Genomic DNA, 26,112 nt, shown 5'->3' on the forward strand with positions numbered 1-26,112 from the left:
AAGCGCAAGCGTAAAATGCGGGCTTGACCTTACCAAGATAGGAAGGTCTAGGCTGATGCCATCTTCCTTAGAACGGACGCTTCCATGACCGCCGCCAGCCTTGCCGACGTGACCTCCACCGATCTCGATATCAGCGGGATGACGTGTGCCGCCTGTGCAGGCCGTGTCGAACGTGCCTTGCGCGCCGTGCCTGGCGTGACCGACGCCAGCGTGAATCTCGCAACCGAGCGCGCTCGCGTGCAGGGAGGTGCCGCCAGCGATGCACTGATCGCCGCTGTGACGGGCGCCGGCTATGAGGCGCGCGTCGCTTCCGACGAAACCGCCGCCCCGGCTGCCGCCGAGCCCGACTTCTGGGAAGGTGCCGGCCCGGTGTGGATTGCCGCCGCACTGGCCATTCCGCTCGTATTGCCGATGATTGCCGGGTGGTTCGGGGGTGACTGGATGCTGCCGGCCTGGGTGCAATGGCTCTTGGCGACGCCGGTGCAGTTCGTGATTGGCGCACGCTTCTACAAGGCGGGCTGGAAGGCGGTGCGTGCGGGTGCCGGCAATATGGATTTGCTGGTCGCGCTCGGCACATCCGCGGCGTACGGGCTGTCGCTGTGGCTGTGGTGGCGCGCCGGCGCGGACGGGATGCACCATCAGCCGCACCTGTACTTCGAAAGCGCCGCCGTGGTCATCACGCTGGTCCGGCTTGGCAAGTGGCTGGAAGTGCGCGCCAAGCGCCAGACCGCACAGGCCATCCGTGCCCTGCAGGCGCTGCGCCCCGACACCGCTCGCGTGCGCAGCGCCGATGGCACGCTGCGCGATACCCCGGTGACGCAGGTGCGCGTGGGCGATGTGGTGTCTGTGCGTGCCGGTGAACGCATCCCCGTGGATGCCGTGGTGCTGGAAGGCGCAAGCCACGTCGATGAATCCATGCTGACCGGCGAAAGCCTGCCCGTGCCCAAGCGCGAAGGCGACCGCGTGACCGCCGGCGCCATCGCCACCGATGGCGTGCTGCTCGTGCGCACCACGGCCATCGGCGCAGACACGATGCTCTCGCGCATCATCCGCCTCGTGGAAGACGCGCAGGCCGCCAAGCCGCCGATCCAACAACTGGTCGACCGCGTGAGCGCCATCTTTGTGCCGGCCGTGCTGGTGGCGGCGCTGCTCACGCTGGCCGGTTGGACGATCGCCGGTGCAGGGTGGGAGACGGCCATCGTCAACGCCGTGGCGGTGCTGGTGATCGCCTGCCCGTGTGCGTTGGGTCTTGCCACGCCGTCCGCCATCATGGCCGGCACGGGTGCGGGCGCGCGGCGCGGCATTCTGATTGCCGATGCGCAGGCGCTGGAGCGCGCCCAGCAGGTGGATTTCGTCGTCTTCGACAAGACGGGCACGCTCACCGTGGGCCAGCCGCGCGTGACGGCGGTGGAAGCGGCATCCGGCATTGACGCCGACATGCTGCTCGACCAACTTGCCGCGCTGCAGGCTGAGAACACGCACCCGCTTGCGCAGGCCACGCGTGAATATGTGAAAGAGCAGTGCCGTGCAATCACGCCCGCACAATCGCCGGAGGTGTTGGCTGGCCGCGGTACGCGCGGCATCGTGAATGGCGCATCGCTGCAACTCGGCAATGCGCGGTGGATGGATGAACTGGGGCTGGATCGCAGTGCATTGCAAGCACGCGCCGATGCGCTGGAAGCACAAGGCAATACCGTCTCATGGCTTGCGCAGCGTGATGAGGGCAGTGTGCAATTGCGCGGCCTGATTGCATTTGGCGACGCACTCAAGCCCGGTGCCCGGGATGCCGTGGCCGCCCTGCAGGCGCGTGGCGTGCGCACCGCGCTCGTGACGGGCGACAACGCAGGCGCCGCACGCAGCGTGGCCCAGGCACTGGGGATCGACGAAGTGGCCGCGCAAGTGCTGCCGCAAGACAAGGCCGCACGCGTGACGGCGTGGCAGCAGAGCGGCCATGTGGTGGCGATGGTGGGCGATGGCATCAACGATGCGCCTGCGCTGGCGGCGGCCGATGTCGGCATCGCCATGGCCACGGGCACGGATGTGGCAATGCAGGCCGCCGGTATCACCCTCATGCGCGGCGAGCCGCGTCTGGTGAGCGACGCGCTGGACCTGTCGCGCCGCACCGTCGCCAAGATTCGGCAGAACCTGTTCTGGGCCTTCATCTATAACGTGGTGGGCATTCCGCTGGCGGCATTCGGCTTGCTGAACCCCACCTTTGCCGGCGCGGCCATGGCGTTTTCCAGCGTGAGCGTGGTCACCAATGCACTGATGCTGCGCCGCTGGCGTGCCACCGGAGACAACGCATGACTCGCACGGACCTCAACGAGACCCAAGGCCCCGTCAACATTGGCGAGGCCGCGAAGGCCAGCGGCGTGTCGGCCAAGATGATCCGCTACTACGAAAGCATCGGCCTGCTGCCGCCCAGCCCGCGCACCGAAGGCAACTACCGCATGTACGACGCGCGGGCGGTGCACGTGCTGCGCTTTATCCACAGGTCGCGCTCGCTGGGCTTCTCGCTGGAAGAGATCCGCACGCTGCTTTCGCTATGGAACGACCGCGAACGCGCCAGCGCCGATGTGAAGGCCGTCACCCTGCGCCATGTGGCGGATCTCGACGCGCGCATCAGCGAGCTGCAAAGCATGCGCGACACGCTCATGACGCTCGCCAATGCGTGCCACGGTGATGACCGCCCCGATTGCCCGATCCTTCAGAGCGTGGCCGGCGAAGGTGGCGAAGGCGGCGACGCCGACGCCTGCTGTCACTGACGCGGCGCTCTACTGATGCAGATTGCGGCAGGCGGCGTCTATGCCACAATCTGGCAACCCAAGGAGGAGACGCCGATGACGCAAGCCCCCGCTCAGGCCACCGCCCATCAAGCACTGGAAACCCGCCAGCGCATGAAGGACGGCACTGAACTGCTGGTCCGCACCTGGTTGCCCACGCCCGACAACGGCGAACCTCGCGGCACCGTCATCCTCGTCCACGGCATGGCCGAACACAGCGGCCGCTATCCACATGTGGCCAAGGTGCTCACCGACCTGGGCCTGCGCGTACGGGCCTTCGACCTGCGCGGCCACGGCAAGAGCGGCGGCCCGCGCATGGCGCTCGACGCGCAAGACAATTACCTCACCGATCTCGCAGAAATCATCGACGCGGCCGTCGCTGAATGGCACGAGATGCCGTTCGTGCTGGGGCACAGCATGGGCGGATTGATCGTCGCGCGCTTCACCACAGCGCGCATCCGGCCCGTGCGTGGCGTGCTGCTGTCATCGCCTGCACTGCGCGTGAAGTTGCCGCCAGGGGCGGGCATCGTGCGGGGGGTTCTTTCTGCGCTGGCGCCCAAGCTGGCGGTGCCCAATCCGGTGGACCCGGCCAAGCTGTCGCATGACCCGAGCATTGCGCCGGCCTATCGAGCAGACCCGCTGGTGCAGGGCACGATCAGCGCATCATTGCTGGAGTTCATGCTCAATGCGATTACACAGGCGCAGCAAGACGCGCCACGTCTGGAAGCGCCGATGCTGCTGATGGCCGGCGGCGCGGATTCGATTGTCGATCCTTCCGGCAGCCGGGATTTCTATGCGAACGCGCCGGAGGATTTGCGGACCTTGGCGTGGTTCGACAAGGGCTATCACGAGATCTTTAACGAAGCCGAACCGCTGCGTAGTGAGGTGTTTGGGAAGATGACGGAGTGGCTGGCTTCGCGGATTTGAGGCGTTTCTTACAGGTGCCCTATTGATTTTCACAGCGGGTTAGTCCCTAAATCGCTGCACTTCCTTCTGATCTGCAAATCTTAATGGAGTATTTTGAGAATCTCTGTGTAATATTGCCTCCGTAAAAACTGTAGTCGCCTCCTTTTTCCGTTGAGTATTCAAACTTGAATTTATTATTTGGTAATTCCTGGAAAAGATTTATTATTGACAGTTTAACTTTTGTCAAATAAACGAATGATGGGTCGGGCCAAACGCTATTGCACTCCAGGGAATATTCTTTAAAACGGTTACGCCCAGTCAGTGTCTGGACGGGGATCGCTATGTTTCCACTCTGATCATAGGAATTTGTTCCTCGGTTGCAGCCGACGATGCTAAGCGTCACTGTCGGTAGTTCGGCGTGGCTTAACCAGTAGGCAGGAGATGCCGGGTCATCCACTTGATCAGTTACGCTCCTGAGGCGGTCGGTTGCTAATTGGATAAGCCGATTGAAGTCTTCCGCTTCTGCTGGCAACGTGGGATCGTATCCGATGCCACGCGAATCGTAGATGCTTTTTTGATTTGGATACCTGGGGCATAGTGCTACTTGCCACAAGGAGGCTTCACCGGTGAGGCCGAAATCTGGGCAGTATCCAGTGGCTCTGTATTCAGAGCCTGTGCCGGAGACGGTAGCTTCGGAAATGTAAGAAACTATTTTATAGTCGTAAGCCTCTTTAGGCTCTACCAGCTTATTCAGTGCGACTGTCGCTATCTCCTGAATTTTTTCCCTGGCAGGCTTTTCGGGGTGCATATAAGTCTTGATGAAGTTATGCCCAGATAGCTCTGACGTGTCGAGGGGGATGGAAATGTTGGCTGGTAAAACTTGATCCGTGATGATCGATCGAAGAGCATTGATGACCATATCGGCATCGGAAGTCACATACGAACCGCCTCCCGGTACGTAATTAGCGGGTGATGCAACGCCAACGATTCCGAAACTGCCTGGCGTAACGTTAGGGTTGCTATATAGAATTCGGTGGGAAGCGTTGCCGTAGAGGTTGCCTTGCGAGTGGGCCACCAGCAGGACCCGCCTACCGTTCTCAACGATGTCCTGCGTGTAGCTCGCCACGTGGGTTGTGACCCGGCTGTCAACGTAGCTGTTCTCCGCTTCCCACTTTTTCTTCAGTTCGGCGCTCGATTCGGTTTCTGTTTTGATGATCAGATCAAGAGCAATTCGCACGAGTTCTGGAGAAATTCCGTTGATCAGCCCCAGCGATGCACGGACAAGCAGCTCCCACGAGAGATCAGAGTTTTCAGCTAACTTTTGCTCGAATACGCGCTGAAGGTCATCGATAAATCCGCCAGTAGGGTTGATCGCATTTGCGTAGCTGACAGGGACACCGTTGAACCTCGCACCAATCATTGTGGCCAGCTCTTCCTTGCTAGCCTCCCAATCTTGCGGAGTATTCCGGATACCGTTGCCGAAATAGATGCGATATCTCGACTCACACTTTGTCTCGACTTGGGCGACGGTTGGCGACGACAGGGCTCCAAGAAAGACGCAGCATGTGAGAACGACAGCTCTTAGTCGCATGGCTTGTCTCCTGAATACGATTCGACGATTTGCCCGGCTAGATTGTCCTGAGCTTTCGCTTGGGCATTCAGCCGATCGCGGGTATTGAGGTACATGGCGAGAACGTCCTTGGTGGCATCGAGCCATGGCCGTCCAAGCTGGCTACGAGCGCAGGCGAATGACCGCCATAGTTCTTGTGCAGCGAGCTGCGCCCTCTCCGGAGTGGTGGCTGTAAGGATGAAGTTCTGCTGCGCTTTCGCGTACTGCATCATCGCTGCGCGTTGTGCCGGATCCGGATATGTTTTCTCGATGTAGTGCTCGACGTCGTCGCGTATGCCGTTTTTGTTAGCGTCGATGCCGGCGATGGAAGCGTCGAAATCCGTCGATTTCACGCCTGGGCGGCCGGCCTGATTCTCGACCGCGCCAATCTGGGGATTGAGCGCTGAACTCTTGTTGGCTTGAGCGGCCCCGGATGTTGTTGGTGCGCTGCCCGTTGTTGCGCCGGTTACCTGGTTGTGACCTTCGCCCTCACTTTTGGATGAGAACGACCACCAAGCAGCGGCAATTGAGCACACGGCGACCGCAGCCACGATTTTTGCCTTCACGTCTCCCCCTTTTGCGGGGCGTTTGGCTCATCGCCCGCGCTGGACGTTTATTCGAATGCGTTCTTGAAACGTAGAAAGGAAGGCAAGCGTTTGCAAGTCAGGTGTGTGAAATCTTGCTTAGTGTCGGCTGACATCTCGAGCGGTATGGTTGTCGCAGCCTAGCTGCGGCTCCACGTTGCTGTAGGCCTTACGGCGCCCTTGTATGCAGCGATGGCCAAGCCTGCAGGGTTAGTACTAAGTCCCGCGGAATCTCGGTGACTACCCGGCAGGGTATAGGGACGCCGAAAACGCATTCCAGCGAATGATGCTCAAGCGCTCCGCATTGCCGTCGGAGCCCAGCCTCAAAGCTGTACCGGAACGCTGAATGGCAGATCCGTGCACAATGGCTTTCGCCGGTGAGAATGGAACCGCAACCTCGGCGGGCGAACAGTGCGGCCGTGCTTGCCCAGATGGCGGCTGTCTTTGCTTATGTTCTTGGAAGAAAGTAAGTTAGCTCGGCAGGATATGAAACGACGGTTGCACCACAAAAAATAAAAACCAATAACACCAAGGAAAAGAAGCACGGAGACATGGACACCTACGACTACATCATCATCGGCGCAGGCTCCGCAGGCTGCGTCCTCGCCAACCGGCTGACCCGCGACCCCGACGTTTCCGTCCTGCTGCTCGAAGCGGGTGGCAAGGACGATTACCACTGGATCCACATCCCCGTCGGTTATCTGTATTGCATCGGCAACCCGCGCACCGACTGGCTCTATCGCACCCGCGAAGAACCTGGCCTGAACGGCCGCTCGCTCGGGTATCCGCGTGGCCGCGTGCTGGGTGGTTGCTCGTCGATCAACGGGATGATCTACATGCGCGGCCAGCGCGAAGACTACGACGGCTGGGCTGCCATCACCGGTGATGATTCATGGAAGTGGGATGCGGTGCTGCCGCTTTTCAAGGCCAGCGAGAACCATCACGGCGGCGCGAATGCATGGCACGGTGCAAACGGCGAATGGCGCGTCGAGCCGCAACGCCTGCATTGGCAGGTGCTCGAGACCTTCATCGAAGCGGCCGTGCAGGCGGGCATCCCGCGCACGAGCGACTTCAACCGCGGCGACAACTTCGGCGTCGGCTACTTCGAGGTCAACCAGAAACGCGGCATCCGCTGGAACACGGCCAAGGGGTTTCTGCGCCCGGCATCGCAGCGGCCGAACCTGACCATCGTGACCGGCGCGCAGGTGCGGGCGCTGACGTTTGACGGCAAGCGCTGCACCGGCGTGACGTATCGCGGCGCAGGGCAGGACTACACGGTTGCCGCGCGCGAAGAGGTGATCCTGTCGGCCGGCGCGATCAACTCGCCGCAATTACTAGAGCTGGCGGGCATCGGGCAGCCGGAGCGTTTGCAGGCGCTTGGCATTCCGGTGCGCCAGGCGTTGCCGGGCGTGGGAGAAAACCTGCAGGACCACCTGCAGCTGCGCAGCGTGGTCAAGGTGAACGGTGTGCCGACGCTCAACACGCGCGCGTCCAACTGGTGGGGCAAGGCGCTCATCGGCATGCAATACGCATTCAATCAGAGCGGGCCGATGAGCATGGCGCCTTCCCAGCTGGGCGTGTTCGCGCGATCGAATCCGCATGTGTCGCGGCCCGATGTGGAATACCACGTGCAGCCGCTGTCGCTCGACAAGTTCGGCGATCCGCTGCACGCGTTCAATGCGTTTACCGCGAGCGTGTGCAATCTGCGGCCCACCTCGCGCGGCACGGTGCATGTCACATCCGCCGATCCGTTTGCGGCTCCGACCATCGCGCCGAACTACTTGTCCACCGAGGAAGACCGCAAGGTGGCGGCCGATTCGCTACGCCTCACGCGCCGCATCGTCGCGCAGCCGGCCTTGGCCCAATACAAGCCGGAGGAGTACCTGCCCGGCGCGGCGTTCCAAACCGACGAGGAACTTGCCCGCGCCGCCGGCGAGATCGGCACGACCATCTTCCACCCGGTCGGCACGTGCCGCATGGGGCGCGCCGATGATGCAAACGCGGTGGTTGACGCCCAACTGCGCGTGCGAGGGATCGAGGGACTGCGGGTGGTTGATGCGTCCGTCATGCCGACGATTACGTCGGGCAATACCAACTCGCCGACGATCATGATTGCGGAGAAGGCGAGCGAGATGATCCGTGCCGCGCGCAAAGCCCGTGCCCGCGGCGAGGCCGTACCAGCCTGACGCCGGCTCCGGCACCGATGACACGGGCGTGACACACCGCCCGTGTCATATGAATACGCAATCCGCATTGCCCCGATAGGTAACTCTACGTAACGCCCTCCTCTGAGGCGGAAAGCCAATACCGGTGCGGGTTTCCGGGGCGTAAGCGGGGTGTAATCGTCTCGGTAAAAACCCCGATGTTTTGCAACGCAACAGCCGTTGACAATCATCCGCACCATAAAAAGGGCGGGAGACAAGAGGGAATCATGGCGCAGGACATCATTCTCGAAACGCGCGGACTGACCAAGGGCTTCAAGGGCTTTACCGCCGTGTCCGACGTCAACCTGCGCGTGCAGCGTGGGTCCATCCATGCGCTCATTGGCCCGAACGGTGCCGGCAAGACGACCTGTTTCAACCTGCTGACCAAATTCCTGGTGCCCACGCGCGGCACGATTCTGTTCAACGGCGTGGATATCACCTCGGAAAAGCCGGCGCAGATCGCACGCCGTGGCGTCATCCGTTCGTTTCAGATCTCCGCCGTGTTTCCGCATCTGACGGTGATGGAAAACGTTCGCGTGGGGCTGCAGCGGCAGCTCGGTACGGCGTACGCGTTCTGGCGCAGCGAGCAGTCGCTCAACAAGTTGAATGCACGCGCGATGGAGCTACTCGAACAGGTGGGCCTGACGCAGTTCGCGCACACCGTGACGGTGGAGCTGCCCTACGGCCGCAAGCGCGCATTGGAAATTGCCACCACGCTGGCGATGGAGCCCGAGCTGATGCTGCTCGACGAGCCCACGCAGGGCATGGGCCACGAAGACGTGGACCGTGTGACGGAGCTGATCAAGCGCGTCGCGCAGGGCCGCACGATCCTGATGGTCGAACACAACATGAACGTGGTCTCGTCCATCGCCGACAAGATCACGGTGCTGCAGCGCGGCCAGATCCTGGCCGAAGGCCCGTACGAAGACGTCTCGAAGAACCCGCAGGTGATGGAAGCCTATATGGGCACCGCCGATGCGGCGCTGGAAGGCCATTGAGCCCACTGATCGACGCTGATCGATCACGCGACGCGGCTGCATGCCGCGCATCAAACGTAAGCGAACGCTAGACCCGAACACACGAGAACACTGCATGAGCACGCCCGCGCTCCAGATCAAGGACCTGCACGCCTGGTACGGCGAATCGCACATCCTGCATGGTGTCGACCTGACCGTGAATCGCGGCGAGGTCGTCACGCTGCTCGGCCGCAATGGCGCGGGCCGCACCACCACGATGCGCGCCATCATGGGGTTGGTGGGCTCGCGCAAGGGTTCCATCGTCGTGCACGACGCGAGCGGCCAGGGCGTGGAGACGATCGACCTGCCCACGCACAAGATCGCCCATTGCGGCATTGGCTACTGCCCCGAAGAGCGCGGCATTTTCTCGAGCCTCTCGTGCGAAGAGAATCTGATGCTGCCGCCGGTGCTGAAGGGCCAGGTGGCCAAGACCGGCAATGCCGGCATGAGCATCGACGAGATCTACGAGATGTTCCCGAACCTGGCCGAGCGCCGCCAGAGCCAGGGCACGCGCCTGTCGGGCGGTGAACAGCAGATGCTGGCGGTTGGGCGCATCCTGCGCACCGGCGCCAACCTGCTGCTGCTCGATGAAATTTCCGAAGGACTGGCCCCGGTGATCGTGCAGGCGCTGGCCCGCATGATTCTGATGCTCAAGAAGCGTGGCTACACGGTTGTGATGGTGGAGCAGAACTTCCGCTTTGCGGCGCCGCTGGCAGACCGCTTTTATGTGATGGAACACGGCCGCATCGTCGAGCGCTTCGAAGCGGCGCAGTTGCAGGACAAGATGCCGGTGCTGCACGAGCTGCTCGGCGTTTAAGGCGTTTTCCCGATCGACTTGCAAGACCCATGCGCCAGCGTGATCCGCGGCGCGCACGACACAGGAGACAAGACCATGACACTCAAGAAGCTGGCTAGTGCATTGATGGCGGTAGGGCTGGGCGCGGCGGCATTCGGCGCGCATGCGCAGGTGAGCGGCGACAAGGTGAAGATCGGCTACATCACCGATCTCTCGGGTCTGTATGCCGACATCGACGGGCAGGGTGGTGTCGAGGCGGTCAAGATGGCGATCGAGGATGCGGGCGGCAAGGTGCTCGGCAAGCCGATCGAACTGGTGACGGCCGATCACCAGAACAAGGCCGACATCGCCGCTTCAAAGGCGCGTGAATGGATGGACCAGCAAGGCCTGGACATGCTGCTGGGCGGCACGAACTCCGCCACGGGCCTGGCGATGAACAAGGTGGCCTCTGAGAAGAAGCGTGTGTTCATCGACATCGGTGCTGGCACGGCGCGCCTGACCAACGAGGAGTGCACGCCGTACACGATCCACTATGCGTACGACACCGTGGCGCTGGCCAAGGGCACGGGCAGCGCGGTGGTCAAGCAGGGCGGCAAGTCGTGGTTCTTCCTGACCGCTGATTACGCCTTCGGCCACTCGCTGGAGAACGACACGACCGCCGTGGTCAAGGCCAACGGGGGCACGGTGGTGGGTTCGGTCAAGCACCCGCTGTCGGCGTCGGACTTCTCGTCGTACCTGCTGCAGGCGCAGTCGTCCAAGGCGCAGATCCTGGGTCTGGCCAACGCCGGTGGCGACACGATCAACTCGATCAAGGCGGCCAAGGAATTCGGCATCACCAAGTCGATGAAGATCGCCGGCCTGCTGATGTTCATCAACGACGTGCACAGCCTGGGCCTGCAGACGGCCGAGGGCCTGCTGATGACCGACAGCTGGTATTGGGACATGAACGACGCCACGCGCAAGTTCGCCAACCGCTACTTCATGAAGATGAAGAAGATGCCGAGCAGCCTGCAGGCGGCGGATTACTCGGCGGTATCGAACTACATCAAGGCCGTGGCGGCTGCCGGCACGGATGATCCGGACAAGGTCATCGCGCAGCTCAAGAAGACCAAGATCGACGACTTCTACACGAAGGGCTACATCCGCCAGGACGGCCGTGGCATCCACGACATGTACCTGCTGCAGGTGAAGACGCCGGCCGAATCGAAGAAGCCGTGGGACTACCTGAAGGTCGTGGCGACGATCCCGGGCGAACAGGCTTTCACCACGCCGGCCGAGTCGAAGTGCTCGCTGATGAAGAAGTAAAGGCGTAGGCAATCCGGCGCCGCCGTCCGTGTGGAGGGCGGCGTCATCAACGTTGTTGGTGTGGTGTTCTCTTCCTGACCGCGATGGAAATTTTCGGCGTTCCGCTACCGGCCATGCTCAGCCAATTGCTGCTGGGTCTGGTCAACGGTTCCTTCTATGCGATGTTGAGCCTGGGCCTTGCGGTCATCTTCGGGCTGCTCAACGTCATCAATTTTGCGCACGGCGCGCTCTTCATGCTGGGCGCGGTGCTCACGTGGATGGGCTTCTCGTACCTGGGCGTGCCGTACTGGGCGATGCTGGTGCTCTCGCCGCTGGTGATCGGCCTGCTGGGCGTGGTGATCGAACGCACGCTGCTGCGCTTCATCTACAAGCTGGACCATCTCTATGGCCTGTTGCTCACGCTGGGCGTGACGCTTGTCATCGAAGGCGTGTTCCGCGCCATCTATGGCGTGTCGGGCCTGCCGTACGACACGCCCGAATTGCTGCAGGGTGCCACGGACCTCGGCTTCATGATGTTGCCGAACTATCGCGCGTGGGTGGTGGTGGCGTCGCTGGCGGTGTGCTTCGCCACGTGGTTCATGATCGAAAAGACCAAGCTGGGCGCCTACCTGCGTGCCGGCACCGAGAACCCGAAGCTTGTGGAAGCTTTTGGCGTGAATGTGCCGCTGATGGTCACGCTCACCTACGGTTTTGGCGTCGCGCTGGCGGCGTTTGCCGGCGTGCTGGCTGCGCCCGTCATCCAGATCTCGCCGCTGATGGGGCAGAGCATGATCATCACCGTGTTTGCGGTGGTAGTGATTGGCGGTATGGGGTCGATTCTCGGTTCGATCGTCACCGGGCTGGGCCTGGGCGTGATCGAGGGGCTGACCAAGGTGTTTTATCCACAGGCGTCGGCGACCGTGGTGTTCGTGATCATGGTGCTGGTGCTGCTGGTGCGTCCGGCGGGCCTGTTCGGTAAAGAGAAATGAGCGGCGCGGCCAACATGACCAACTCTTCTTCCCTCAAATACGTCCTGTACGGCCTGCTGCTGGTCGCGCTGATCGCCGCACCGCTGGTGGGTGCGTATCCGGTGTTCGTCGCCAAGCTGCTTTGCTTCGCGCTGTTTGCCTCCGCATTCAACCTGCTGCTGGGCTACACGGGGCTGCTGTCGTTCGGGCATGCGGCGTTCTTTGGTGGCGCGGGCTACGTCGCCGGCTACATGATGCGCGATCTGCATGTCACGCCTGAACTGGGGCTGCTGGCCGGCACCGCGGCGGGCGCGTTCATCGGATTGATCGTCGGCCTGCTGGCCATCCGCCGCCAGGGCATCTATTTCGCGATGATCACGCTGGCGCTGGCGCAGATGCTGTACTTCTTCTGCCTGCAGGTGCCGTTCACCGGCGGTGAAGATGGCCTGCAAGGCGTGCCGCGCGGCAAGCTGTTCGGTGTGCTGGATCTGTCGTCCGATCTGACGCTGTATTACGTGGTGCTCGTCATCGTTGCGCTGGCGTTTCTGCTGATCGTGCGCACGATCCACTCGCCGTTCGGACAGATCCTCAAGGCCATCAAGGAGAACGAGCCGCGCGCGACGTCCCTCGGCTACGACACCGATCGTTTCAAGCTGCTGGCCTTCGTGCTGTCGGCGGCGCTCACAGGTCTGGCCGGCTCGCTCAAGACGCTGGTCCTCGGCTTCGAGACGCTCACCGACGTGCACTGGTCGATGTCCGGCTCGGTCATCCTGATGACGCTGGTGGGCGGCCTGGGTATCCTGTCGGGCCCGCTGCTGGGCGCGGCGCTGGTGATTGCGCTGGAAAACAAGCTCGGCGACATCGGCAGCTTCCTGGCGGGCGCCACCGGCATCGACGGCTTCAATATCCTCGGCGAATCGGTCACCACGGTCACGGGCGCGATCTTCGTGATCTGCGTGCTGACCTTCCGCCGCGGCATCATGGGCGAAATTGCAGCTCGTGTGCCCTGGTTGCGACGTTGACGCCACAATGCGCGAAGATGCCGGCGAATTTCACCCAGACGGCTGAATTTGGTGCCTCATGCACCGTAAGGGTTTGCTCTAGTTGCTGCATTGCGGTGCATCTTTTACAGTCGCGTTACGGTTTTCGCACGAGATAAATGAGGCGGGAGCGAGGAGACGACAGCACACACCGCACGTACGGTGGAGATGCAAAATAAATGAAGGCCCTGCCAGGCGATCCCCGGCAGGGCCTTTTAGTTTGTGTGTTCAATCGGTGGCGTTTGCCGCCAATAGTGCCCGGCCCCGGGCGCTAACCGTCACCAGATGCGATCCCGGCGCGTAGTCCACCAGCCCGTCAATGCACGCATCTTCCCAGATCGACAAACGCGGACAGGACGTCCGCCACGTTTCCAGCACTTCGGCATAGGGCCGGGGCCGCTCCGCCAGCGACTGCAGCAATTGCAGGGTGAGAGCATGCGTCGGATCGGCCATGGCGGGCTCCACGTGGGGCGACCGATCCATTCTGGTTCGCGCGCGTTCACAAGAGAAATGCATTCGGTGTCGACGCCTATGCGCGCGCTGCATGACAATGGCGCCTTCGCCAAAACTGCCCATGACCCTCTCCACTCGCCTTGCCACGCCCGAAGACCGGCAGCGCCTGCTGGCCGCCGTCGCCTCGACCGCCTCGCCGCTGCAGCTGGCGCATGCCGTTGATACGCTGCTCGCCCATCCGAGCGTGCATCCCTGCTTCCTGATCGAAAAGGAGGAGGTATTGGCCGGCGTGGCCCCGATCACGCTCGTGCCGCATCTGGTGTTGGGCGGGTTGGTAGCGTGGTTGCCAGCTGGCGTGTTGGTGCTTTCCGGCGACATGGCCACCCGTGACACCGCCTTGGCCGCCGTGAATGAGTACGCCAGAGCACATGGCATACTCCACGTCCTGCTGCCGCCCGCGGCGCTTTCGGCTGAAGAGGCTGCAGCGCTCGGCTTTGCGCCTGACACATCGGGCTGCTGGCGGCGCAGCGCACGTCCGTCGCCCAAGTCGCTGGGCTAATCCTTCCCGTTTCGTTTTTCCTGATGGAATTCGCTTTGCTCGCCGTGGCTGGCTTTCTGGCCGGCCTGATCGATGCCGTGGCCGGTGGCGGCGGCTTGGTGCAGATTCCCGCGCTGTTTTCGGCGTATCCCAACATCGCGCCCGCTACGCTCATCGGCACGAACAAGGTCGCGTCGATGTCGGGCACCGCGACGGCGGCGGTGCGTTACGGCCGCACAGTGCGCATCTATTGGGGCGCGACGGCGCCGGCAGTGGTCACGGCGTTTGCCTTTTCGCTGCTGGGCGCGTGGGCGCTCATGCATATCCCGGCCGAGCCGCTGCGCCGCGCGCTGCCGTTCGTGCTGGTGGCGCTGCTCGTCTACACCGTGGCTAAGAAGAACCTGGGCGCCGATCATGCCCCGAGCCTCAAGGGCTGGCGCGAGCGCGCGGCGGCATTGCTGGCCGGCGCGGCCATCGGCTTCTACGACGGCGTGTTTGGCCCGGGCACCGGCAGCTTTCTGATGATCGTGTTCGTGCGCGTGTTCGGTTACGACTTCCTGCACGCGTCGGCGTCTACCAAGATCGTGAATCTGGCGACCAACGTGGCGGCTTTGCTGCTGCTGGCTTCCAAGGGCCACGTGTGGTGGCAGCTCGGCTTGGTGATGGCGGTCGCCAACGTGGCCGGCAATCAGGTCGGCAGCCACCTCGCGCTGCGGCACGGCAGCCGCTTCGTGCGCAAGGTGTTCATCGTGGTGGTGCTGGCGTTGATTTTGAAGACGGCTTACGACGCGTTTATCCGTTGAGCTGCTTCTCAAGCGCCACGCTGCGCTCGGTGATGACGTCACCCGTGTGCTGTGTGGTGACAGTCTCAATCAGCATGATTCCGCATTCCTCGTCGGCCACGGGAAAGTGACGCACGCCGCGCGGCACGACGCAGAATTCGCCGGGGCCGAGATGCACGTCGGCGCGGTCTTCGAAGGCGATTTTCAGGTGGCCGTAGACGACGAAGAACAGCTCGTCTTCATTCGGGTGGTCGTGCCAGACGAATTCGCCCTTGAGCTTGGCGACCTTGACGTATTGGTCGTTGACCTGGCCGACGACGCGCGGCGACCAATAGTCCGTGACCTGTTCCAGCGCCTGCGTGACCTGTACGGCGTGTCCTGCGAGCATGTTGCGCTCCGATGTGTGGGAAGGCACTGAAGATATGGGCGGGCGCCGCGCATTCCCAACCAAACTTTCTAATCGTGCCGATCACGCGGGCTAATGCGCGGCGCGTTGTCACCGTGTTGCCGCACGGGGCGGCTACGCTGCGAGGTTCTGCTTTTGCCCGCGCAGCATCATGGCCCTGAGTTTCGACGACATCCGCACGCTGTTCGACCGCCACGGCGACATTGCCTACAGCGGCGAGCCCGTCACCCAGCTCGAACATGCCTTGCAGACGGCGGCGCTGGCAGAGGCTGCCGGCGCGTCGGATGCGCTAATCACGGCGGCGCTGCTGCACGACCTTGGCCATTTGCTGAACCTGCAGGGTGAGACGCCGACCGCCCACGGCATCGACGATCAGCACCAATACTTTGCGCTGCCGTTTCTGCGTGCGACGTTTCCCGATGCCGTGCTGGAGCCAATCCGCTTGCATGTGGATGCCAAGCGCTGCCTGTGCGCGATGGATGCGCATTACTACGCGCGTCTGTCAGCGGATTCCGTACGGAGCCTGGCATTGCAGGGCGGAGTGTTTTCGGCGCAGGAAGCGGAGGCCTTCATGCAGCGTCCGTACGCTGCCGATGCACTGCAACTGCGCCGCTGGGATGACCTCGCCAAGGTAGCCGGGCAGCGCACACCTGATCTTGCCCACTTCCTCGCGACGGCCGCGCGGGTTTCAGTGGCAGCCTAGGCTACGCAGCGTCGTGCCCACGGCTTCGTCCCACGGTGTGTGCGGCTCGGCCCCGAGCGTCTGCACGAGCTTGGCGTTGTCCATGCGCACCGGCTGTTGCCACAGATAACGCATCTCGCGCATCTCGCGCAGCATCTCCGAGAATGGCGCCAGCACGGGCATCAGCCACCACGGGAATGCGCGCGTCTTGACCGGGTGGCCCACCGCACGGCCGATCGATGCGGGCATCTGCGTGCCGTCGGCATCCCAGTGCCCGCGCATGTGATAAACGGCGAAGTCCGGCAGACGGTCGCCTTGCTCGACAAGACGCAGCATCGTTTCGGCCACGTCCGGCAAGTACGCCCATTGGTGGCCGATGCCGTCGGCGCCCGGATACGTGACGGTGCGAACGCGCTTGCCCGGCTTGACCAGCGCGCCAGCGAACCACGTATTGCTTGTTTGCGGCCCGAAGAAGTCGCCCGCACGCACGATCAGGCTACGCATGCCCTCGGCGCTGGCGGCCTGCATGCGGCGCTCCAGTTCTGCGCGGATCTTGCCCTTGCGCGTGAGCGGTGCCTGCTTTGTCGTTTCGCGCAGCACTGGAAACGTGTCCGGTGCGAAGTTGTACACCGTGCCCGGCAGCACGATGCGCGCACCTGAAGCACGGGCGGCGGCGATGGTGTTGTCGATCATCGGCAGCACCAGGCCGGCCCAGTTCTTGTAGCCCGGCGGGTTGACGGCGTGGATGATCAACTCCGCGCCTTGCGCCGCGCCAACCACGTCTTCGCGCACCATCGCGTCGCCGCGAATCCATTCGAATGCGGTGTTGCGGTTCGTCAGCGCGTCCGGATTGCGCTGCAACGCCCGCACATGCCAGCCACGTGCCACCAGCCGACGTGCCACTTCGCCGCCGATGCCGCCGGTGGCGCCCAATACCAATGCAATGCGTTGTGCCTGTTCCATGACCGTGCTCCTGTTGTGTGTGAGAGCGTTGCGATGGAGGCATTCTGGACGCAGCTGTGCTTCAATGGAATTGTTGATGATGAGCGTACAGCTATACGAATTTGTATGAACGGATCTGAGCCGGGTTGGGAGTTGTATCGGACGTTTCTTGCCGTCGTGCGAGAAGGATCGCTGTCGGGCGCCGCCCGCGCGCTGGGGCTGACGCAGCCGACGGCGGGCCGGCATGTCGACGCGCTGGAACGGGCGCTGGGCATGTCGCTGTTCATTCGCACGCAGCAGGGGCTGAGCCCGACAGAAACGGCGCTATCGCTGCGGCCGTTTGCCGAATCGCTCGAAGCCACCAGCGCCGCCTTGTTGCGCGCCGCCTCCAGCCAGGGCGAGGGTGTGCGCGGCACCGTGCGCATCACCGCCAGCGAGGTCGTGGCGGTGGAGGTGTTGCCGCCCATCCTCGCCGATCTGCACGCTGCATATCCGGAGCTGACGCTTGAACTTGTGCCGTCCAACCGCATGGAAGACCTGCTGCGCCGCGAGGCGGACATCGCTGTGCGCATGCAGCCGCCGAGCCAGGGCGTGCTTGTCGCGCGGTATCTGGGCGGCATCGAATTGGGGTTGTTTGCGCATCAGCGCTATCTGGCACAGCGCGGCACGCCAACCACGATGGAAGAACTCGCGGGCCACACCCTGATTGGCTACGACAAGGAAAACGCATTTCTGCGCAGCGTGCGGGCGCAGTTCCCATGGATCCAACGCAACCGCTTCGCGCTGCGCACCGACAGTGATCTGGCTGCGATTGCCGCGCTGCGTGCTGGTTTTGGTGTCGGCTTTTGCCAGGTCGGCTTGATACGGCACAACGCGGATCTGGTCCGGCTGTTCAGCGATCGGATCGCCATCACGCTCGACACCTGGCTCGCCATGCACGAAGACCTGCGTGACAGCCCGCGCTGCCGCGTCGTGTTTGATGCGTTGGCCTCGGGGTTGCTGCGATACATCAACGGCGATTGATCGATCGTGTTGCTATCGCCTCTGGCGCAATGGGTCGAGAAGCCCCTTCAACCCGTTGTGATCCAGCTCCTGCATCAGCGCGAGCAAGCGGCCGATCTGCCCCGGCGGGAAGCCCTCGCGCGCGAACCAGTTGAGGTAATGGCCCGGCAAGTCGGCAATCAGGCGGCCCTTGTACTTGCCAAAGGGCATTTGCGTGGTGACGAGGCGTTGGAGATCTTCGGGGTTCATGGGCGCTATTGTGCCGTCGATGTGGGGACGAGCGCGGGCACCTGCTTCAGCAAATGCGCAACAAAACCGGAGAGCTTCGGCAACGGCCGCCGGTCTTGCCGATACACGACATGAATCGGCCGTGGCTCGGGCGCATACGCCTGCAGCACGCGCACGAGGCGGCCGCTTGCCAGGTCTTCTGCGACAAGCACTTCGGGCTGCAGCAGCAGGCCCGCGCCCGCAACCGCTGCAGCGCGCAGGCCGTGGCCGTCGTTGCAGGTGAAGGCGGGGTCGTCGCGCCAGGGCGTGTCGCCTTCCCAGTCCCGCAACTGCCAGGCATTGCGGTTGTTCCACACCATGTGCGAGAGGCAGCGGTGCTGTGGCAGGTCTGCCGGTGTTTCCGGCCGCCCGTACCGCGTGAGGTAATCCGGCGACGCGCAGATGACCATGCGATACACGCACAGCGGCTTGGCGACCAGATCGGCATCGCCCAGCGGCCCGATGCGGATGGCGAGGTCGAACCCCTCGTCGACGAGATCGACCATGCTGTTGCTTAGGTTCAGCTCTACGAGCACCTGCGGATGTGCCTGCTGGAACGTCGCCGCCAACGGTGCGATCACGCACGCGCCAAACGTGGTGGGCGCACTTACGCGCAGCGTGCCTGAGGGCGACGCGCGCAGCCGTTCGACGGACGTTTCCGCCCAGCGCACCTGTTCCAGCACGCGCTTGGCGTCTTCGTAGAACACGCGGCCGGCGTCGGTCAGGCTCTGGCGGCGCGTGCTGCGCTGGAGCAGGCGCGCACCCAATTGCGTCTCCAATGCGCTTACATATTTGCCGACCATCACCGCGGACATTTCAAGCCGCGCCGCAGCCTCGGTGAAGTTGCCGCCTTCCACCACGGCGACGAAGGTTTCCATGCTGCGCAACTTGTCCATATTCCGAACTATTGATTTGGAATGATCGAAGGTATCACGGCTTTATCACATAGTGAGTTCGGCCAAGAATGGGCGCCATTCCAACCGGATTTGTGAAGGAGCAGAGCATGAAAATCGTCGTGATTGGTGCCAGCGGCACGCTGGGCCGCGCCGTGGTGGCGGAACTGGAGCAGGGCGGTGCGCACGAGGTCATTCGCGTGGGCCGCACGCAGGGTGAGCATCAGGTCGACATCACCAACGCCGACAGCGTGGCCGCGCTGTTCGACAAACTCGGCCGCGTGGACGCGATCGTCTCCACCGCCGGCAACCTGTTCTTCGGGCCCCTGACCAAAATGAGCGCGGCGGATTTCAATATCGGCCTGCAGGACAAGCTGCTCGGTCAGGTGCGCCTGGCACTCGTCGGCCAGCATTATCTGAACGACGGCGGTTCGATCACGCTCACCACCGGCATCGTCGGACAGGAGCCGATCGCGCAGGGCGCCAACGCGACGGCCGTGAACTCTGCCGTCGAGGGTTTCGTGCGCGCTGCTGCGTGCGAGTTGCCGCGCGGCATCCGCATCAACGCGGTGAGCCCGACGGTGCTGACTGAATCGATGGAGGCATACGGCCCGTTCTTTCCCGGCTTCGAGCCGGTGCCAGCAGCGCGGGCGGCGCTGGCCTACCGCCGCAGCGTGGAGGGCGTGCAGAGCGGGCGGGTGTATCGCGTAGGCTGAATCTGCCCAGGTCGTGAACACGTTAAGGTTCGGGGTATCTCCCCCTTGCCCGCGTGGCGTGACTCCTTCTAGACTCGTTCATCCCCGACCCAGCGGTCGGCCAAATCGCAGATCCAGAGCGGGCGCAGACCCGCTCGGCACATCTCAGGAGACGGCATGAAGGTTTCGCGCGCATCCCGCATTGCACTCGCCGCAACGGCGTTGTTGGCAGGCACGGCATTCGCCCAGGTGAAGGTCGGTATCACGGTGTCTGCCACGGGGCCGGCCGCCTCGCTCGGCATTCCGGAAAAGAACACCGTGGCGCTGTTGCCCAAGGAAATCGCAGGCAAGAAGATCGAGTACATCGTGCTCGACGATGCGTCTGACACGACTACGGCCGTCAAGAACACACGCAAGCTGATCACCGAAGACAAGGTCGACCTGGTGATTGGCTCGACCGTCACGCCAAACTCGCTGGCGATGGTGGATGTGGTGGCCGAGAGCGAAACGCCGATGATCACCCTGGCCGCATCGGCGCGCATCATCGAGCCGATGGACGCCAAGCGGGCGTGGGTGTTCAAGACGCCGCAAAACGATTCGCACATGGCGACCGCCATTGCCGAGCACATGGTCAACCACGGCGTGAAGACCGTCGCGTTGATCGGCTTTGCCGATGCTTATGGCGATTCGTGGGCGCAGGAGTTCGACAAGGTGGCAGGGCTGCGCAAGCTGAAGGTTGTCGCCAACGAGCGGTTTGCGCGCACCGATACGTCGGTGACAGGGCAGGTGCTGAAGATCATGTCGTCCAATCCGGACGCAGTGTTGATCGCAGGCTCGGGTACGCCTGCCGCGCTGCCGGAGCGGGCGCTCAAGGAGCGGGGCTACAAGGGCAAGCTGTATCAGACACACGGCGTGGCGAACGCCGACTTCCTGCGCGTGTGCGGCAAGGACTGCGACGGCACGTTCCTGCCGGCAGGCCCGATCCTGGTTGCCGAGCAACTGCCCGACAGCAACCCGGTGAAGAAGCCAGCGCTGGCGTACAAGACGGCATATGAGAAGGCCTATGGCGGGCAGGTTTCCACCTTCGGCGGCCACATGTGGGATGCCGGTTTGTTGTTCACGCATGCGATGCCCGAAGCGCTGAAGAAGGGGCAACCTGGCACACCGGCGTTCCGCAAGGGACTGCGCGATGCGATGGAGACGACCACCAATCTGGCGATCTCGCACGGCGTGATGAACATGAACGCGAAGGATCACCTCGGGCTGGATCAGCGGGCGCGGGTGATGGTGGAGATCAAGGACGGGAAGTGGAAGCTGCAGAACTGACGGCGTAGCCAACGTCATCGTCCCACGCAAAACGCACGGTTCGCGCCGTGCGTTTTGCTTTTCGGGGCTCAAGCGTTGGCGAGGCTCTGCGGCACGGGCGATGCCGTGGTCTTGGGCAGCGCGGCCCGGATTTCGGCGAGATCGGCGTCGGTCAACTTGAGGCCCGCCGCGCCGAGCAGGCCTTCGAGCTGCTCCGGCCGTCGCACGCCGACGATGGCGCCCGTGACCACCGGGTTGCGCAGCGTCCACGCGATGGCGACTTCGGCAGGCGTGCGCCCATGCCGTGCCCCCACGTCGCGCAGCACATCCACGAGCGCCAGGTTGTGTGTCAGGTTCGGCTCCTGAAATTCGGGGCTGCGCTGCGCGCGCCAGTCGTCGGCGGGTAGCGCGGCGATGCGCTCGCGAGTCATGCGTCCCGACAGCAGCCCCGATTGCAGCGGCGAATACACGATGTTGCCGATGCCATGCGCCGCCGTGTAAGGCAGGATGGATTCTTCGATGCCGCGCATCAGCAGCGAGTAGGGCGGTTGCAATGAGGCAATCGGCGCGACCGAGCGTGCCCGTTCCAGTTGCGCCGCATCGAAATTCGACACGCCGATGTGGCGGATCTTGCCGGCACGTTGAGCCTCTGCCAGCGCGGCAACGGCGGCTTCGATCGACTGCTCCGGCGCACCCGGAGGAAATGCCGGCCAGTGGATCTGGTACAGATCGATCGTTTCCACCTTCAGGCGGCGCAGGCTGTCGTCGATTTCACGTGAAAGCGATGCGGGGTCGAGCGAATGCGAAATCCGCCCCTGCGCATCCCACACCAGCGAACCTTTGGTGAACACGTACGGGCGCAGTTCTGCGGGCAACTCACGCAACGCGCGGCCGACCACCGTCTCCGCGTGGCCCAGCCCATAGGCGGCCGCAGTGTCGACCCAGTTGATGCCGGCGTCGACAGCAGCGGCAATGGCGGCGATGGAGTCGCGATCGTCCTGCGCGCCCCAGCCATATTCCCAGTTGCCGCCGCCCGAGGCCCAGGTGCCGAAGCCGAGTGGCGAGATGTGCAGGTCGGATTGACCAAGTTGTCGTGTCTGCATGGCGATGTCCTTGTCAGGTCAGGGAGAGGAGTCGCCAGTCTAGGCAGCGCGGTCACGCCGATTAAGTGGATAGAATCGGATGCACTATGAAGACAGAATTCACAATCGATCCGGACCTGCTGCCCGCGCTGGATGCGTTGCGCCGCGTGGCTGAGGCGGGGAGTTTTACGCAGGCAGCCGCGGCGCTGGATGTTTCGACGTCCGCGCTGTCGCAGACGGTCCGGCGGCTGGAATCGGCGCTCGGCGTGCAACTGCTGGCACGCACCACGCGACAGGTCAGTGCAACGGAAGCCGGTGAAGCGCTGCTTGCCGTCGCGCGGCCTGGCCTTGACGCGCTATACGGTGCGATGGCGGAAGTAGGGGAGCGTGCAACAGAGCCGCGCGGCACGTTGCGCGTGACGGCTTCGCGCGTGGCGTACCAGTCGGTGCTGCAGCCGGTGCTTGGTGATTTTCTCTCTCGCTATCCGCGCATCGAACTGGAGGTGTCGGTGGACGACGGGCTGTCCGCGATCGTCGCAGACCGCTTTGATGTCGGCATCCGCTTTGGCGAGCGTGTCGAGCGCGACATGGTCGGCGTGCCGATCGGGCCGGCGCGTCGTATCGCGGTGGTGGGTAGCGCCGGTTATCTGCAAGCGCATGGGATACCGGATTCACCCGACGCACTGCGCGGGCATCGGTGCATCCGCTACCGTTTTCCAAGCAGCGGAGCCTTGTACGACTGGGAGTTTGTCGAGCCCAGCGGGGCCATTCAGTCTGCCGACGTGACGGGTGGTTTCATTGCCAACGACGTGCTGGCGATGGTTGAGGCGGCGAAGCAGGGCGTTGGCCTAGCGCACGTGCTCGAGGACCTCATTACCGAGGATGTGGCGGCCGGGCATCTGGTTCGGGTGCTTGAGGCATGGTGCCCCCCGATGTATCGCTTTCATCTCTATTTCCCACGCACGCCACAGATGCCGGGCAAGCTGCGTGTCTTCATTGATTTTCTGCGCGCGCACTCGGACCGCGAGGGCGGAGCGCCTACCGGTTGATGTGTTTCACGTGAAACACAAACGCGGCCAACAAGCGGTGCATGTTTCACGTGAAACACGAAAAGCGGGCGAATTTTGTCTCGATTGCCGCATGGTCGAACTGCGGTGTAGCTGCGCGACTTATAATTCCGCTTCTCCAAATTTTCGATGCCTCCATGCGAGGAGGAAGCCATGCTGTATCCAATTGAATTCGATGTGATCGTGGTGGGCGGCGGACACGCCGGCACCGAGGCCGCCTTGGCGGCGGCGCGCATGGGTTGCCAGACCCTGCTGCTGACGCACAACATCGAGACGCTGGGGCAGATGAGCTGCAACCCGTCCATCGGGGGCATCGGCAAGGGCCATCTGGTCAAGGAAGTGGACGCCCTGGGCGGCGCCATGGCTATCGCGACGGACGAGGGCGGCATCCAGTTCCGTATCCTCAATTCCAGCAAGGGCCCGGCCGTCCGGGCAACTCGCGCCCAGGCGGACCGCGTGTTGTACAAGGCGGCGATCCGTCATCGCCTGGAAAACCAGCCGAACCTGATGTTGTTCCAGCAGGCTGTGGAAGACCTGCTTGTTGAGGGCGACCGCGTTGTCGGTGCGGTGACGCAGGTCGGCGTGCAGTTCCGTGCACGCGCCGTCGTGTTGACGGCCGGGACGTTCCTGGATGGCAAGATCCACGTTGGGTTGAATAACTACACCGGCGGCCGCGCGGGGGACCCCGCGGCGGTATCGCTGTCGGCGCGCTTGAAGGAATTGAAGCTGCCGCAAGGGCGCCTCAAGACCGGTACGCCGCCGCGCATTGACGGCCGCTCCATCAACTTTTCGATGCTGGAAGAGCAGCCGGGCGATCTCGATCCAGTGCCGGTGTTCTCGTTCATGGGCCGTGCGGACATGCATCCGCGCCAAGTGCCATGCTGGGTGACGCACACCAACGAGCGCACGCACGACATCATCCGGGCGGGATTGGATCGCTCCCCGATGTACACGGGCGTGATCGAAGGGGTGGGGCCGCGCTACTGCCCGAGCATCGAAGACAAGATCCACCGCTTCGCCAGCAAGGACAGCCACCAGATTTTCCTGGAGCCGGAAGGCCTGACGACGAACGAGTTCTACCCGAACGGCGTCTCGACCAGCCTGCCGTTTGATGTGCAGCTCGATCTGATTCACTCGATGCGCGGGTTGGAGAACGCCCACATCTTGCGCCCCGGTTACGCCATCGAGTACGACTACTTCGACCCGCGTGGACTGAAGGCTTCGCTGGAATCCAAGGCGATTTCCGGCTTGTTCTTCGCCGGCCAGATCAACGGGACGACCGGTTATGAAGAGGCGGCGGCGCAAGGCCTGCTGGCCGGTATCAACGCCGGCTTGCAAGTGCAGTGCAAGGAAGCCTGGACGCCACGCCGCGACCAGGCCTATCTGGGCGTGCTCGTCGACGACCTCATCACCCGCGGCGTGACCGAGCCGTACCGCATGTTCACCAGCCGGGCCGAGTTCCGCCTCAGCCTGCGTGAAGACAACGCCGACATGCGCCTGACCGAAGTCGGCCGCACGCTGGGCGTCGTCGACGATGCGCGCTGGGATGCGTTCAATCGGAAGCGCGACGCTGTTTCACGTGAAACAGAGCGCCTCAAGTCGACTTGGGTGAACCCGGCCACGCTTCCGTTGGAAGACGCTGAGCCGGTGCTTGGTAAAGGCATTGAGCGTGAGTACGCTCTGGCCGACTTGCTGCGTCGCCCGAACGTGACGTACGAAACGCTCATGGGCATGCAGGGCGGCAAGTACGCACTCGAATCGCCGTTGTCTGAAGACCCGCTGCTGGCCGAGCAGATCCGCGAGCAGGTCGAGATCGGCATCAAATACCATGGCTATATCGCCCGGCAAGCCGATGAAGTCGAGCGCCTTGGTGCAAACGAAAACACGCGCCTGCCAGCCGAGTTCGATTATTCGCAAGTGCGCGGCCTGTCGATCGAGGTCCAGCAGAAGCTCGCCAAGCACAAGCCGGAGACCATCGGACAGGCTTCGCGTATCTCCGGCATCACGCCGGCCGCCGTGTCACTGCTGCTCGTGCACTTGAAGAAGGGCGTGCTGCGTGGACAAGTCGGCCCCCGTGCCACCTCGGAAGGCGAGGCCGCTTGATGGCGAATGCACTGACAGACGCCCGAACAGAGCTGGAAGCCGGCGCCCGCGCGCTTGGCTTGTCGCTGGACGAAGCGCAAGTCGATCGCCTGCTGGCGTACCAAGGGCTGCTGGCCAAATGGAACCGCGTCTACAACCTGACCGCCATTCGCGACGCCGGCGACATGCTGACGCACCACTTGCTGGATTCGCTCTCGGCCGTGTCGCGCATCGCCGAGCTGGCCCGCCGTGCCCAACCCGACGCACCGCGTGTGCTGGACGTCGGTTCGGGCGGCGGCCTGCCGGGCATCCCGCTCGCCATCGCCTTTCCCGATGTAAGCGTCACGATGGTCGACATCGTGCAGAAAAAGACCGCCTTCCTGACGCAGTGCCGTGCCGAGCTTGGTCTGACCAACGCTCAGTCGCATTGGGGCCACGTGGAAAAACTGGCCGATGCCACCGGCTATGGCGTCATCACCTCGCGCGCCTTTGCCGAACTGGTCGATTTCGTAAATCTGGCCGGGCATCTGCTGGCCCCGGGCGGTCGCATGGTCGCCATGAAGGGCGTGCGCCCGGATGCCGAAATTGAACGCTTGCCCGCCGGCTGGACCGTCGAGGCCATCGAACGCCTGACCGTGCCGGGGCTGCCGGCCGAACGTCACCTGGTCATCCTCGCGCCGTCGGCGTGAGCGAACGTTGTAGCGAGCCATTCACCGCAGAGGAGTC

The 26,112-nt window shown here is 63.3% G+C and carries 26 protein-coding genes; 18 read left to right on the forward strand and 8 right to left on the reverse strand.

Annotation, left to right across the window (positions count from 1 at the left end; genetic code table 11):
- Positions 1-84 precede the first annotated feature (84 nt).
- From NG898_RS10635 to NG898_RS10645, 3 genes are all read left to right on the forward strand, one after another.
- Entirely contained in the window at positions 85-2,307 is a 2,223-nt protein-coding gene (locus NG898_RS10635) for a heavy metal translocating P-type ATPase (protein ID WP_252692267.1), read from the forward strand.
- Positions 2,304-2,765, forward strand: coding sequence for a Cu(I)-responsive transcriptional regulator (gene cueR, locus NG898_RS10640; protein ID WP_252692268.1), 462 nt, complete (start codon positions 2,304-2,306; stop codon positions 2,763-2,765). The genes NG898_RS10635 and cueR overlap by 4 nt, the downstream gene beginning before the upstream one ends.
- 75 nt (positions 2,766-2,840) lie before the next feature.
- Positions 2,841-3,710: an alpha/beta hydrolase gene (locus NG898_RS10645; RefSeq protein ID WP_252692269.1), complete on the forward strand. Its 870-nt coding sequence runs from the start codon at positions 2,841-2,843 to the stop codon at positions 3,708-3,710.
- A 46-nt stretch (positions 3,711-3,756) separates the two neighbouring features.
- Here the strand turns inward: NG898_RS10645 and NG898_RS10650 are convergent, their stop codons facing one another.
- Both NG898_RS10650 and NG898_RS10655 read right to left on the reverse strand, forming a co-directional pair.
- Positions 3,757-5,280, reverse strand: a complete 1,524-nt coding sequence (locus tag NG898_RS10650; protein ID WP_252692270.1) for a hypothetical protein — start codon at positions 5,278-5,280, stop codon at positions 3,757-3,759.
- Positions 5,271-5,864, reverse strand: coding sequence for a hypothetical protein (locus NG898_RS10655; RefSeq protein ID WP_252692271.1), 594 nt, complete (start codon positions 5,862-5,864; stop codon positions 5,271-5,273). Before NG898_RS10655 ends, NG898_RS10650 begins: the two co-directional genes overlap by 10 nt.
- Positions 5,865-6,433: 569 nt before the next feature.
- Here NG898_RS10655 and NG898_RS10660 point away from each other — a divergent pair.
- From NG898_RS10660 to NG898_RS10685, 6 genes are all read left to right on the forward strand, one after another.
- The gene (locus NG898_RS10660; RefSeq protein WP_027678825.1) at positions 6,434-8,068 is read left to right on the forward strand and encodes a GMC family oxidoreductase; all 1,635 of its coding nucleotides are present in this window, start codon (positions 6,434-6,436) and stop codon (positions 8,066-8,068) included.
- Between the two features lie 245 nt (positions 8,069-8,313).
- On the forward strand, positions 8,314-9,084 hold the full coding sequence (locus NG898_RS10665; protein ID WP_252692272.1) for an ABC transporter ATP-binding protein: 771 nt from the start codon (positions 8,314-8,316) through the stop codon (positions 9,082-9,084).
- A gap of 94 nt (positions 9,085-9,178) precedes the next feature.
- Positions 9,179-9,919, forward strand: a complete 741-nt coding sequence (locus tag NG898_RS10670) for an ABC transporter ATP-binding protein (protein WP_252692273.1) — start codon at positions 9,179-9,181, stop codon at positions 9,917-9,919.
- A 75-nt stretch (positions 9,920-9,994) separates the two neighbouring features.
- Positions 9,995-11,203 (forward strand): ABC transporter substrate-binding protein, encoded by a 1,209-nt coding sequence (locus NG898_RS10675; RefSeq protein WP_252692274.1) that lies wholly within the window; start codon positions 9,995-9,997, stop codon positions 11,201-11,203.
- An 83-nt stretch (positions 11,204-11,286) separates the two neighbouring features.
- Positions 11,287-12,171: a branched-chain amino acid ABC transporter permease gene (locus NG898_RS10680; protein WP_252692275.1), complete on the forward strand. Its 885-nt coding sequence runs from the start codon at positions 11,287-11,289 to the stop codon at positions 12,169-12,171.
- A 14-nt stretch (positions 12,172-12,185) separates the two neighbouring features.
- Positions 12,186-13,172, forward strand: coding sequence for a branched-chain amino acid ABC transporter permease (locus tag NG898_RS10685; RefSeq protein ID WP_092976335.1), 987 nt, complete (start codon positions 12,186-12,188; stop codon positions 13,170-13,172).
- Between the two features lie 246 nt (positions 13,173-13,418).
- On the opposite strand, the gene NG898_RS10690 is transcribed toward NG898_RS10685, so the two are convergent.
- Positions 13,419-13,643, reverse strand: coding sequence for a hypothetical protein (locus tag NG898_RS10690; protein ID WP_252692276.1), 225 nt, complete (start codon positions 13,641-13,643; stop codon positions 13,419-13,421).
- A gap of 121 nt (positions 13,644-13,764) precedes the next feature.
- Between NG898_RS10690 and NG898_RS10695 the strand changes: the two genes are divergently transcribed.
- The gene (locus NG898_RS10695) at positions 13,765-14,202 is read left to right on the forward strand and encodes a hypothetical protein (protein ID WP_252692277.1); all 438 of its coding nucleotides are present in this window, start codon (positions 13,765-13,767) and stop codon (positions 14,200-14,202) included.
- A gap of 23 nt (positions 14,203-14,225) precedes the next feature.
- Complete coding sequence (locus tag NG898_RS10700; RefSeq protein WP_252692278.1) at positions 14,226-14,984, forward strand: sulfite exporter TauE/SafE family protein; 759 nt, start codon at positions 14,226-14,228, stop codon at positions 14,982-14,984.
- Here NG898_RS10700 and NG898_RS10705 read toward each other — a convergent pair.
- On the reverse strand, positions 14,974-15,351 hold the full coding sequence (locus NG898_RS10705; protein ID WP_252692279.1) for a cupin domain-containing protein: 378 nt from the start codon (positions 15,349-15,351) through the stop codon (positions 14,974-14,976). The two genes, NG898_RS10700 and NG898_RS10705, sit on opposite strands and share 11 nt — an antisense overlap.
- A gap of 169 nt (positions 15,352-15,520) precedes the next feature.
- Between NG898_RS10705 and NG898_RS10710 the strand changes: the two genes are divergently transcribed.
- Complete coding sequence (locus NG898_RS10710; RefSeq protein WP_252692280.1) at positions 15,521-16,072, forward strand: phosphonate degradation HD-domain oxygenase; 552 nt, start codon at positions 15,521-15,523, stop codon at positions 16,070-16,072.
- Here the strand turns inward: NG898_RS10710 and NG898_RS10715 are convergent.
- Entirely contained in the window at positions 16,058-17,014 is a 957-nt protein-coding gene (locus tag NG898_RS10715; protein WP_252692281.1) for an SDR family oxidoreductase, read from the reverse strand. The genes NG898_RS10710 and NG898_RS10715 overlap by 15 nt on opposite strands.
- A gap of 105 nt (positions 17,015-17,119) precedes the next feature.
- Here NG898_RS10715 and NG898_RS10720 point away from each other — a divergent pair, with 105 nt between their 5' ends.
- Entirely contained in the window at positions 17,120-18,016 is an 897-nt protein-coding gene (locus NG898_RS10720) for a LysR family transcriptional regulator (RefSeq protein ID WP_252692282.1), read from the forward strand.
- A gap of 12 nt (positions 18,017-18,028) precedes the next feature.
- On the opposite strand, the gene NG898_RS10725 is transcribed toward NG898_RS10720, so the two are convergent.
- Positions 18,029-18,244, reverse strand: coding sequence for a DUF3820 family protein (locus NG898_RS10725; RefSeq protein ID WP_252692283.1), 216 nt, complete (start codon positions 18,242-18,244; stop codon positions 18,029-18,031).
- Between the two features lie 5 nt (positions 18,245-18,249).
- Positions 18,250-19,158, reverse strand: coding sequence for a LysR family transcriptional regulator CrgA (gene crgA / locus NG898_RS10730; RefSeq protein ID WP_252692284.1), 909 nt, complete (start codon positions 19,156-19,158; stop codon positions 18,250-18,252).
- A 107-nt stretch (positions 19,159-19,265) separates the two neighbouring features.
- Here crgA and NG898_RS10735 point away from each other — a divergent pair, with 107 nt between their 5' ends.
- Both NG898_RS10735 and NG898_RS10740 read left to right on the forward strand, forming a co-directional pair.
- Complete coding sequence (locus NG898_RS10735; protein WP_252692285.1) at positions 19,266-19,871, forward strand: short chain dehydrogenase; 606 nt, start codon at positions 19,266-19,268, stop codon at positions 19,869-19,871.
- A 156-nt stretch (positions 19,872-20,027) separates the two neighbouring features.
- Positions 20,028-21,176: an ABC transporter substrate-binding protein gene (locus tag NG898_RS10740; RefSeq protein WP_252692286.1), complete on the forward strand. Its 1,149-nt coding sequence runs from the start codon at positions 20,028-20,030 to the stop codon at positions 21,174-21,176.
- Positions 21,177-21,244: 68 nt separating this feature from the next.
- Here the strand turns inward: NG898_RS10740 and NG898_RS10745 are convergent, their stop codons facing one another.
- Positions 21,245-22,258 (reverse strand): aldo/keto reductase, encoded by a 1,014-nt coding sequence (locus NG898_RS10745; RefSeq protein WP_252692287.1) that lies wholly within the window; start codon positions 22,256-22,258, stop codon positions 21,245-21,247.
- Positions 22,259-22,344: 86 nt separating this feature from the next.
- On the opposite strand from NG898_RS10745, the gene NG898_RS10750 reads away from it, so the two are divergent.
- The 3 genes from NG898_RS10750 (at position 22,345) to rsmG (ending at position 26,075) form a co-directional block, all read left to right on the forward strand.
- Positions 22,345-23,286, forward strand: coding sequence for a LysR family transcriptional regulator (locus NG898_RS10750; RefSeq protein ID WP_252692288.1), 942 nt, complete (start codon positions 22,345-22,347; stop codon positions 23,284-23,286).
- A gap of 171 nt (positions 23,287-23,457) precedes the next feature.
- Positions 23,458-25,407 (forward strand): tRNA uridine-5-carboxymethylaminomethyl(34) synthesis enzyme MnmG, encoded by a 1,950-nt coding sequence (gene mnmG / locus NG898_RS10755; protein WP_252692289.1) that lies wholly within the window; start codon positions 23,458-23,460, stop codon positions 25,405-25,407.
- Positions 25,407-26,075 carry a 16S rRNA (guanine(527)-N(7))-methyltransferase RsmG gene (gene rsmG, locus NG898_RS10760; RefSeq protein ID WP_252692290.1) on the forward strand — a complete coding sequence of 223 codons (669 nt, stop codon included), beginning with the start codon at positions 25,407-25,409 and terminating at the stop codon, positions 26,073-26,075. Before mnmG ends, rsmG begins: the two co-directional genes overlap by 1 nt.
- The last annotated feature ends 37 nt before the right edge of the window (positions 26,076-26,112 follow it).

The sequence above is a fragment of the Ralstonia mojiangensis genome, assembly GCF_023955645.1.
GTDB classification, from domain to species: domain Bacteria; phylum Pseudomonadota; class Gammaproteobacteria; order Burkholderiales; family Burkholderiaceae; genus Ralstonia; species Ralstonia mojiangensis.

Bases quoted from the DNA above. Each gene is read 5' to 3' on its own strand.
- NG898_RS10735 (WP_252692285.1), top strand. From the start codon at position 19,266: ATGAAAATCGTCGTGATTGGTGCCAGCGGCACGCTGGGCCGCGCCGTG.
- NG898_RS10660 (WP_027678825.1), top strand. From the start codon at position 6,434: ATGGACACCTACGACTACATCATCATCGGCGCAGGCTCCGCAGGCTGC.
- NG898_RS10695 (WP_252692277.1), top strand. From the start codon at position 13,765: ATGACCCTCTCCACTCGCCTTGCCACGCCCGAAGACCGGCAGCGCCTG.
- NG898_RS10670 (WP_252692273.1), top strand. From the start codon at position 9,179: ATGAGCACGCCCGCGCTCCAGATCAAGGACCTGCACGCCTGGTACGGC.
- NG898_RS10725 (WP_252692283.1), bottom strand. From the start codon at position 18,244: ATGAACCCCGAAGATCTCCAACGCCTCGTCACCACGCAAATGCCCTTT.
- cueR (WP_252692268.1), top strand. From the start codon at position 2,304: ATGACTCGCACGGACCTCAACGAGACCCAAGGCCCCGTCAACATTGGC.
- NG898_RS10690 (WP_252692276.1), bottom strand. From the start codon at position 13,643: ATGGCCGATCCGACGCATGCTCTCACCCTGCAATTGCTGCAGTCGCTG.
- NG898_RS10685 (WP_092976335.1), top strand. From the start codon at position 12,186: ATGACCAACTCTTCTTCCCTCAAATACGTCCTGTACGGCCTGCTGCTG.
- NG898_RS10705 (WP_252692279.1), bottom strand. From the start codon at position 15,351: ATGCTCGCAGGACACGCCGTACAGGTCACGCAGGCGCTGGAACAGGTC.
- NG898_RS10675 (WP_252692274.1), top strand. From the start codon at position 9,995: ATGACACTCAAGAAGCTGGCTAGTGCATTGATGGCGGTAGGGCTGGGC.
- NG898_RS10740 (WP_252692286.1), top strand. From the start codon at position 20,028: ATGAAGGTTTCGCGCGCATCCCGCATTGCACTCGCCGCAACGGCGTTG.
- NG898_RS10635 (WP_252692267.1), top strand. From the start codon at position 85: ATGACCGCCGCCAGCCTTGCCGACGTGACCTCCACCGATCTCGATATC.
- NG898_RS10745 (WP_252692287.1), bottom strand. From the start codon at position 22,258: ATGCAGACACGACAACTTGGTCAATCCGACCTGCACATCTCGCCACTC.
- NG898_RS10720 (WP_252692282.1), top strand. From the start codon at position 17,120: ATGAACGGATCTGAGCCGGGTTGGGAGTTGTATCGGACGTTTCTTGCC.
- mnmG (WP_252692289.1), top strand. From the start codon at position 23,458: ATGCTGTATCCAATTGAATTCGATGTGATCGTGGTGGGCGGCGGACAC.
- rsmG (WP_252692290.1), top strand. From the start codon at position 25,407: ATGGCGAATGCACTGACAGACGCCCGAACAGAGCTGGAAGCCGGCGCC.
- NG898_RS10650 (WP_252692270.1), bottom strand. From the start codon at position 5,280: ATGCGACTAAGAGCTGTCGTTCTCACATGCTGCGTCTTTCTTGGAGCC.
- NG898_RS10680 (WP_252692275.1), top strand. From the start codon at position 11,287: ATGGAAATTTTCGGCGTTCCGCTACCGGCCATGCTCAGCCAATTGCTG.
- NG898_RS10645 (WP_252692269.1), top strand. From the start codon at position 2,841: ATGACGCAAGCCCCCGCTCAGGCCACCGCCCATCAAGCACTGGAAACC.
- NG898_RS10715 (WP_252692281.1), bottom strand. From the start codon at position 17,014: ATGGAACAGGCACAACGCATTGCATTGGTATTGGGCGCCACCGGCGGC.
- crgA (WP_252692284.1), bottom strand. From the start codon at position 19,158: ATGGACAAGTTGCGCAGCATGGAAACCTTCGTCGCCGTGGTGGAAGGC.
- NG898_RS10710 (WP_252692280.1), top strand. From the start codon at position 15,521: ATGGCCCTGAGTTTCGACGACATCCGCACGCTGTTCGACCGCCACGGC.
- NG898_RS10750 (WP_252692288.1), top strand. From the start codon at position 22,345: ATGAAGACAGAATTCACAATCGATCCGGACCTGCTGCCCGCGCTGGAT.
- NG898_RS10665 (WP_252692272.1), top strand. From the start codon at position 8,314: ATGGCGCAGGACATCATTCTCGAAACGCGCGGACTGACCAAGGGCTTC.
- NG898_RS10700 (WP_252692278.1), top strand. From the start codon at position 14,226: ATGGAATTCGCTTTGCTCGCCGTGGCTGGCTTTCTGGCCGGCCTGATC.